This window comes from Rhodoferax sp. UBA5149, from assembly GCF_002413825.1.
Classification (GTDB): Bacteria; Pseudomonadota; Gammaproteobacteria; order Burkholderiales; family Burkholderiaceae_C; genus Rhodoferax.
Map to the genome: position 1 here is coordinate 1 of NZ_DHXT01000001.1, position 7992 is coordinate 7992.

Genomic DNA, 7992 nt, shown 5'->3' on the forward strand with positions numbered 1-7992 from the left:
AAGCGCAGCTGCGAAATCAAGGCTTGGGTGGTGGGGCAGGACGAGCGCGAAGCGGGGCTGCGCGCCATCCTCAACTTTGGCCACACCTTTGGCCACGCGATCGAGGCCGGTCTGGGTTACGGCCAGTGGCTGCACGGCGAGGCGGTGGGCTGCGGCATGGTGATGGCGGCGCACTTGTCGCATCGCCTCGGGCTGGTAGATGCGGCTTTGGTTAAGCGTCTGACCACGCTGATTCAAAAGGCGGGCCTGCCGGTGACCGGGCCGCGCCTGTCCGAGACCGACAACGCCGGACGCTACCTGGAGCTCATGCGCGTTGACAAGAAGGCGGAAGGTGGCGAAATCAGATTCGTCGTGATTGATGGACCCGCCAGTGCATCCGTGCGCAGCGCGCCGGATGCGCTGGTGCGCGAGGTGATTGATCTGTGTTGCGATTGAATTGCTATTTAAATAATAGCTATATACGCATACATTACGCGGGATAGAGCCTGATTAGATATAAACATGACGCTTGCTGCCTATGCCTGCGATCCCGCGCTGTCGCGGGGTCGTCGTTATCCACAAGAGCCCGCGCCTACGCGCACCGAGTACCAGCGCGACCGCGACCGTATCGTTCATTGCACGGCGTTTCGTCGCCTGGTGTACAAAACGCAGGTGTTCCTCAACCACGAAGGTGACCTGTTTCGCACGCGCCTCACTCATTCGCTGGAGGTGGCGCAGCTGGGGCGCTCCATCGCCCGTTCGCTCTCGCTCAATGAAGACTTGGTCGAGGCGATTGCGCTGGCGCACGACCTGGGCCACACGCCGTTTGGCCACGCTGGGCAGGATGCGCTCAACGACTGCATGGCCGCGTTTGGTGGCTTCGAGCACAACTTGCAAAGCTTGCGCGTCGTCGATCAACTCGAAGAGCGCTACCCGCAGTTTGACGGCTTGAACCTCACCTTCGAGACGCGCGAAGGCATTCTCAAGCACTGTTCCCGCATTCATGCACTAGCACTGGAGCAGGCCGAGCCGGGTGGCGTCGGTCGGCGCTTCCTGGACCACACGCAACCCAGCCTGGAGGCGCAGCTGTGCAACCTGGCCGATGAAATTGCCTATAACGCGCATGACATTGACGATGGCGTGCGGTCCGGCTTGATCACGCTGGAGCAGCTCCAGGAGGTGGCCTTGTTCGATGATTTCAGGCGCCAAACACTCGCCGACTATCCGCACTTGCAGGACAAAACACAGGGTCGTCGCCTGCTTTTCGAGGTCATTCGCCGCATGCTCAGTGCGCAGGTGTATGACGTGATTGCCGCGACCACTTCAGCGCTGAAAGCGGCCAGGCCCGACAGTGTGGAGGCGGTGCGCCAGATGAGCCCTTTGCTGCAGTTCGGGGAAGGCATGCGGTTTAAATCGCAGGTACTCAAAAAATTCCTGTTGCACCGCTTGTACCGACACCCCCAAGTCACGCACACCACGGGGCAGGCAAAAAAGGTGGTGCGCGAGCTTTTTGCCGCTTATCTCGCGAGCCCGCAGGAAATGCAGAGTGGCTTTCTGGCGCGCTCCGATGCGGCGCGCGACGCACGCGATGAGGCCAGCATCTCGGCCCGCGTGGTCGCTGACTACATTGCGGGCATGACCGACCGTTTTGCCGGACGTGAGCATGAGCGACTCACCGGCCAGCGCTTGTTGTCGTGAACGAGGCCTTGGGCAACACGCTGCCGCAGTCCGGGTTTGACGCCTCGTTAAAATTGGGCAAACCAACAAGTGCACCAGGGAATCGTCGTGAGTTTTCTCAATCAACTTAAATCGCAAGCCAGTAACTTTGTTTAAAGGCGTGAGCAAAATGACTGTGTCGTCGCAAGTGGCCATTGAAGACACACGCGTCTGGCTGGAGCGTGCGGTGATCGGTTTGAACCTGTGCCCGTTTGCCAAGAGCGTGCACGTGAAGGGGCAAATCCACTACGCGGTGAGCCGCGCGCAGAGCGCGCAGGAGCTGCTGAAAGATCTCATCGTTGAGCTAAAAGAGCTTCTAGCCCTTGATCCGGCTGCACGTGACACTACGCTTTTGATAGCGCCTGACTGTCTGGCGGATTTTCTCGATTTCAATGATTTTCTGGCCGACGCTGACCAGGCCTTGCTCGATCTGGAGCTCGATGGCGTGCTGCAAATCGCCAATTTGCATCCGGACTACCAGTTTGCCGGTACCAGGGCGGACGACATCACCAATTACACCAACCGCTCGCCGTATCCCACCTTGCACCTGCTGCGCGAAGAAAGTATTGACCGTGCCGTGGAAGCCTTTCCAGAGGCGGAGACCATTTTCGAGAAGAATATGCAAACCATGGAGCGGCTCGGGCTTGAGGGGTGGGCGGCGCTCGGGGTAGGGTGCTCGCCGGGATGCCCGCATGACTCACCGGATGGCGCAGCACCCGCTACCGTGCCAGGCAACATTGAACGATGAAAACCAAAAAAACTGATCGCCAGGCCTACGGTGCTTCGCAAGCCTCGGCTCAACCCCTGCGGCAAGGCCAAGCGCAAGCTGCTGCGCCAGCGTCCGGGGTCATCGCGCCTGAAATCCGACCGGGCCAGTCCGTTGAGCTGCTCAAAGAGCTGCATATCCTGACGCGCGACGGCAAGCTGAACCAGGACTCGCGACGCAAACTCAAGCAGGTCTACCACCTGTTCCAGTTCATCGAGAAGCTGCTGCTGGAGTTGCCCGAGAAGGAGGGCGGCAAACTGGGCGATAAAGCAGGCGGCATCACGCTGGCTGACCACGGCGCGGGCAAGTCGTACTTGGGCTTCATCATCTATGACCTGTTTTTCAAGGAAAAAAAGGCCGGCCACATTTACGGCATTGAAACCCGCCCGGAACTGGTCCAAAAATCGCGCGAACTGGCCGCCAAGCTCGGCTTCGACCGCATGTCGTTCTTGAACCTGAGCGTGGCCGAGTCCGTTAACGCTGACGAACTGCCCGAGCGCATCGACGTGGTCACCGCGCTGCACGCCTGCGACACCGCCACCGATGACGCCATTGCCTTTGGTCTGCAAAAACACGCCCAATTCATGGTGTTGGTGCCCTGTTGCCAAGCCGAAGTGGCGCGCGCCCTGGGTCAGCACAAAGCACTCTCGCTGTCGCGTACGCCGCTCGCCGAACTGTGGCGCCATCCCCTGCATACGCGAGAGATGGGGAGCCAGATCACCAATGTGTTGCGTTGCCTGTACTTGGAAGCGTCGGGCTATCAGGTGACGGTGACCGAACTGGTGGGTTGGGAGCACAGCATGAAGAACGAACTCATCATCGCCCGTCGCAGCGGTCAGCCCAAGCGTGCGGCCGCGCAGCGCCTGCGCGCCCTGTTGCAGGAGTTCGGACTGACTGCGCTGTTGAATACCCGCTTTGCCTTGCCCGCAGACCCTGACGTCGACCAGGAGTCCCAAGCCTGACGCATAAAAATCGGGGTCAGATTCCAATTAAGATGATGCCATCTCTCGATCTGGACTCCCATGGCCCGTCTACCACGCCTCACGCTACCCGGCTACCCGCATCACGTGATCCAGCGCGGCAATAACCGGCAGGCCATTTTTGCGTCGGCGGCCGACTACCAGATGCTGCTCGATCTGCTGGATGAAAACGCCCGCAAGTTCGGCGTTGCCATTCATGCCTATGTGTTGATGAGCAACCACTTCCATCTGCTGGCCACGCCCCAGACTGCGGAGGGCTTGCCGCAGATGATGCAGGCGGTAGGTCGGCGCTATGTGCGCTATTTCAATGATGCGCAAAAGCGCAGCGGCACCTTGTGGGAAGGGCGCTACAAGTCCACCCTGATCCAGACGGACCGCTATCTGCTGGCCTGCATGGCCTATATCGACCTCAATCCGGTGCGCGCCGCTCTGGTGCCTCACGCACGGGACTATCCCTGGTCCAGCCACGGGCACTACACCGGGCAGCACATCGACAAACTCATCACCCCGCACGCGCTGTTTTGGGCGCTGGGCAACACGCCGTTTGCGCGCGAGGCGGCGTATGCGGAATTGGTGCAGTCCGACATCAGTTCGGTGCAGCAGGCTGCTCTGACGGACTCGGCTTTGCGGGGCTGGGCGCTGGGCGACCCGGATTTTGTGGCCGATCTGCAAAAAAGAACGCAACGCCGCGTGGTCAAAGGCAGTGCCGGACGGCCGGTTTCGGTCAAGAAATAAGCACGGAGTAAGGGTTAAATAGGACTATAGCCCTCGTGGGTATTGACTTACAAGCTATCAATTTTTATGTGTCCCCAATTATTTTTTGATAAGGAAATTGGATAACTAATTGGAATCTGACCCCAATTATTATGCTTGGCACTTTTGTTGCGTTGCAGTATTCTCCTCACCCCAGTGCAATTTTTTAGGAGTGCGCCATGACGACGGCTGCCGAAATCAAACATCTTCAGAACAACGGCTTGTATTCCAGCGAGAACGAGCATGACGCTTGTGGCGTGGGTTTTGTGGCCCACATCAAGGGCACCAAATCGCACGACATCGTCAAGAACGCGCTCAAGATTCTTGAAAACCTGGACCATCGGGGCGCCGTCGGGGCCGACAAGCTGATGGGCGACGGCGCGGGCATTTTGATTCAGCTGCCCGACGCGCTGTACCGTGAAGAAATGTCAGCGCAAGGCGTGACCTTGCCGGCACCGGGCGAATATGGGGTGGGCATGATCTTTTTGCCCAAAGAGCACGCCTCGCGCCTGGCTTGCGAGCAGGAGATGGAACGTGCCATCAAGGCCGAGGGCCAAGTGCTGCTGGGCTGGCGCGATGTGCCGATCAACCGCGACATGCCGATGTCGCCCAATGTGCGAAAAAAAGAGCCTATCCTGCGCCAGGTCTTCATTGGCCGTGGCAACGACGTGATCGTGCAGGACGCGCTGGAGCGCAAGCTCTATGTGATCCGCAAGACAGCGAGCGCCCACATCCAGGCGCTCAAGCTCAAGCACAGCAAAGAGTATTACGTGCCCAGCATGTCCAGCCGCACCGTGGTCTACAAAGGCTTGCTGCTGGCCGATCAGGTGGGGGTTTATTTTCGTGACCTGCAAGACGTGCGTTGCGTCTCGGCGCTCGGTCTGGTGCACCAGCGTTTCTCCACCAACACCTTTCCTGAGTGGCCATTGGCCCACCCGTATCGCTACGTGGCGCATAACGGCGAGATCAACACCGTCAAGGGCAACTACAACTGGATGAAGGCCAGAGAGGGCGTGATGTCCTCCCCCGTGCTCGGCGAGGACCTGCAGAAGCTGTATCCGATCAGCTTTGCCGGCCAGTCCGACACCGCCACCTTTGACAACTGCCTGGAGTTGCTGACCATGGCCGGCTACCCCATCAGCCAGGCCGTGATGATGATGATTCCCGAGCCCTGGGAACAGCACACCACCATGGACGAGCGCCGCCGGGCCTTTTACGAATACCACGCCGCCATGCTGGAGCCCTGGGACGGTCCGGCCAGTATCGTGTTCACCGACGGCCGCCAGATTGGCGCCACGCTGGACCGCAATGGCCTGCGGCCCTCGCGCTACTGCATCACCGATGACGATCTGGTGATCATGGGCTCCGAGTCGGGCGTGCTGCCCGTGCCGGAGAACAAAATCGTGCGCAAATGGCGCTTGCAGCCCGGCAAGATGTTCCTGATCGATCTGGAGCAGGGCCGCATGATCGACGACGAGGAAATCAAGGCCACCTTGGCCAACAGCAAGCCCTACAAGCAGTGGATCGAGAACCTGCGCATCCGGCTCGATGACGTGCATGCCTCCTCGGTGCAGACTGGGCCGACCGATGGCATGACCATGGGGTCGGACGAAGCCAGCACCAGCTTGTCGTCCAGCTCGGGCCTGATGGAGTCGCTCGCGCTGCTGGATCGTCAGCAAGCCTTTGGCTATACCCAGGAAGACCTCAAGTTCTTGATGTCACCGATGGCCGTCAATGGCGAGGAAGGCACCGGCTCCATGGGCAACGACAGCCCGCTCGCTGTTTTAAGCGACAAAAACAAGCCGCTGTACAACTACTTCAAGCAGTTGTTTGCGCAGGTGACCAATCCGCCGATCGACCCGATCCGCGAGTCGATCGTGATGTCGCTGGTGTCTTTTGTCGGTCCCAAGCCCAATTTGCTGGACATCAACCATGTCAACCCGCCGATGCGCCTGGAGGTGAGCCAGCCGGTGCTGAACTTTGCCGACATGGCCAAGCTGCGCGACATCGAAAAGCAAACCCAAGGCAAGTTCCGCAGCTACACACTGGACATCACCTACCCGCTGGATTGGGGCCACGAAGGCGTGGAAGCCAAGCTGGCCTCGCTCTGCGCCGAGGCGGTGGATGCCATCAAGGGCGGTAAGAACATTCTCATCGTCAGTGACCGTACCGTGTGCGCGACCCACGTCGCCATCCCGGCGCTGTTGGCCCTAAGCGCGATCCACCAGCATCTGGTGCGCGAAGGTCTGCGCACCACGGCCGGCCTGGTGGTGGAGACCGGTAGCGCGCGTGAAGTGCATCATTTCGGGGTATTGGCGGGCTATGGTGCCGAAGCCGTGCATCCCTACCTGGCGATGGAAACGCTGGCCAGCATGCACCAGCAATTGCCTGGAAAACTGAGCGCCGACCAGGCGATCTACAACTACGTCAAGGCCGTCGGCAAGGGCTTGTCCAAGATCATGTCCAAGATGGGCGTGTCGACCTATATGAGTTACTGCGGCGCCCAGCTGTTCGAGGCCATCGGCCTGAGTAGCGACACGATCGACAAGTACTTCACCGGCACGCCCAGCCGGGTCGAAGGCATCGGCGTGTTCGAGATTGCGCAAGAAGCCATTCGCATGCACAAGGCGGCCTTCAGCGACGACCCGGTGCTGGCCACCATGCTCGATGCCGGCGGTGAGTACGCCTGGCGTACCCGCGGTGAAGAGCACATGTGGACACCCGACGTCATCGCCAAGCTGCAACACAGCACGCGCTCCAACAACTGGAATAGCTACAAAGAGTACGCTCAGCTCATCAATGACCAGAGCAAGCGCCACATGACGCTGCGCGGTCTGTTTGAGTTCAAGATTGATCCGGCCAAGGCGATTCCGCTGGAAGCAGTCGAGTCGGCCAAGGAAATCGTTAAGCGCTTTGCCACCGGCGCTATGTCCCTGGGCTCCATCTCGACGGAAGCCCATGCCACGCTGGCCGTTGCCATGAACCGCATTGGCGGCAAGAGCAACACCGGCGAGGGCGGCGAAGACCCGGCGCGTTACCGCCAGGAGCTCAAGGGCATCCCGATCAAACAAGGCCAGACCATGGCCGACATCATCGGCCACGATGTGGTGGAGGTGGACATTCCCCTCAACCCGACCGACTCCCTGCGCTCACGCATCAAGCAGGTGGCGTCGGGCCGCTTTGGCGTGACGGCCGAGTACCTGAACAGTGCCGACCAGATCCAGATCAAGATGGCCCAGGGCGCCAAGCCCGGCGAAGGGGGCCAGCTGCCGGGCGGCAAGGTGTCCGAATACATTGGCCGCTTGCGCCACTCGGTGCCCGGTGTTGGCCTGATTTCGCCGCCGCCGCACCACGATATTTATTCGATTGAAGACCTGGCGCAACTGATTCACGACCTGAAAAATGTGGCGCCGCATGCCAGCATCAGCGTCAAGCTGGTGTCCGAAATCGGCGTCGGCACCATCGCCGCCGGTGTCGCCAAGTGCAAGAGCGACCATGTGGTGATTGCCGGCCATGACGGTGGTACCGGGGCCTCGCCCTGGTCGTCCATCAAGCATGCGGGCAGCCCGTGGGAAATTGGTCTGGCCGAAACCCAGCAAACGCTGGTGCTGAACCGTTTGCGCAGCCGCATTCGCGTGCAGGCCGACGGCCAGATGAAAACCGGCCGTGATGTCGCCATCGGCGCGCTGCTGGGCGCCGATGAATTCGGCTTTGCCACCGCGCCGCTGGTGGTGGAAGGCTGCGTCATGATGCGCAAATGCCACCTCAACACCTGTCCGGTCGGCGTGGCCACGCAAG

6 protein-coding genes are annotated in these 7992 nt (G+C 60.2%); all 6 read left to right on the forward strand.

All coding sequences use genetic code 11. The features are described from left to right. Window positions 1–435 (forward strand): 3-dehydroquinate synthase family protein (locus tag B3V69_RS00005; protein WP_422662604.1); only part of this gene is annotated, 435 nt, incomplete at its 5' end. Window positions 436–501: 66 nt separating this feature from the next. Beyond that, window positions 502–1677, forward strand: coding sequence for a deoxyguanosinetriphosphate triphosphohydrolase (locus B3V69_RS00010; protein ID WP_296442616.1), 1176 nt, complete (start codon window positions 502–504; stop codon window positions 1675–1677). 148 nt (window positions 1678–1825) lie between these two features. After that, entirely contained in the window at window positions 1826–2443 is a 618-nt protein-coding gene (locus B3V69_RS00015; RefSeq protein WP_296442618.1) for a DUF1415 domain-containing protein, read from the forward strand. Beyond that, on the forward strand, window positions 2440–3423 hold the full coding sequence (locus tag B3V69_RS00020) for a class I SAM-dependent methyltransferase (RefSeq protein WP_296442620.1): 984 nt from the start codon (window positions 2440–2442) through the stop codon (window positions 3421–3423). Before B3V69_RS00015 ends, B3V69_RS00020 begins: the two co-directional genes overlap by 4 nt. A gap of 60 nt (window positions 3424–3483) precedes the next feature. Continuing rightward, on the forward strand, window positions 3484–4176 hold the full coding sequence (locus B3V69_RS00025) for a transposase (RefSeq protein ID WP_296442622.1): 693 nt from the start codon (window positions 3484–3486) through the stop codon (window positions 4174–4176). A 197-nt stretch (window positions 4177–4373) separates the two neighbouring features. After that, the coding region (locus B3V69_RS00030; RefSeq protein ID WP_296442623.1) for a glutamate synthase-related protein at window positions 4374–7992 on the forward strand (3619 nt) is incomplete at its 3' end.